Source organism: Secundilactobacillus kimchicus JCM 15530, assembly GCF_001433995.1.
GTDB lineage: Bacteria > Bacillota > Bacilli > Lactobacillales > Lactobacillaceae > Secundilactobacillus > Secundilactobacillus kimchicus.
The window spans coordinates 1-954 of sequence record NZ_AZCX01000029.1 but is presented as its reverse complement, the minus strand read 5'-3'; the positions used below and the strand labels follow the sequence as shown (position 1 = coordinate 954).

General features: G+C 48.6%; 1 protein-coding gene. It reads right to left on the bottom strand.

Annotated elements, in window-relative coordinates:
- Positions 1 to 41: 41 nt before the first annotated feature.
- On the bottom strand, positions 42 to 941 hold the full coding sequence (gnd, locus tag FC96_RS12570; RefSeq protein WP_056943237.1) for a phosphogluconate dehydrogenase (NAD(+)-dependent, decarboxylating): 900 nt from the start codon (positions 939 to 941) through the stop codon (positions 42 to 44).
- Positions 942 to 954: the final 13 nt, after the last annotated feature.

Here is a 954-nt window from a genome sequence, read left to right as displayed (position 1 = left end):
AAGTCCGATACCTTTTTAAATTGCAGTTAAAGTGAACGTGACTAGCTCTTGTCCATAGCGTGACCACCAAAACCGTTACGTAAGGCAGAAACGACCTTACCGTTAAAGGTGTCATCTTGCATTGAACGGAAGCGAGTCATGACCGAAGCGGCAATAACCGGTGTTGGGATGCCATGGTCCATGGCGTCTTCAACGGTCCATTGGCCTTCACCGTTAGAGTGCATCCGACCCTTGATAGCGTCCAAGTTAGGATCTTTCTTGAAGGCGTCTTCGGCCAGTTCCATTAACCAACTCCGAACAACGGAACCGTTGTTCCAAACTTTAGCGACGGCTTCGTTATCGTAATCGAAGTCAGAGGCTTGAAGGACTTCGAAACCTTCACCGATGGCTTCCATCATTCCGTATTCGATCCCGTTGTGGACCATCTTTAAGTAGTGACCAGAGCCGGCCTTACCAGTGTAAAGGTAGCCATCTTTTTGTGAAATGCCTTCAAATAATGGGCGAATGGTTTCAAAGACGTCCGCGTCATCGCCACCAATCATGAAGTTCCCACCATTCAAGGCACCACGCCAGCCGCCAGATGAACCACAGTCAAAGTAGTGAACGCCTTTTTCGGTCAATAACCGGTTGTGACGTAATGAGTCCTTCCAGAAGGTGTTCCCGCCATCGATGACGATGTCGTCCTTATCTAAAGCGGCCACCAATTGATCAACCGTAGCGTCGGTTGGCTTGCCAGCAGGCACCATGACCCAAACAATCTTAGGGCTTGGCAGTTGGCTGACCATGTCTTCCAAACTAGAAGCTGAAGCGGCACCGTAGCCAGCGGCTTCTTCCACTAACTTGGTATCTAAATCAAAGCCAACGACTTCGTTGCCGTTGCGCATCATGTTTTGAGCTAAGTTAATGCCCATTTTACCTAATCCGATTAAACCTAGTTTCATCAGAAATGTCCTC

What these genes read in the sequence shown, in the direction of transcription:
- gnd (WP_056943237.1), bottom strand. Translation starts at nt 941, where the DNA reads ATGAAACTAGGTTTAATCGGATTAGGTAAAATGGGCATTAACTTAGCT.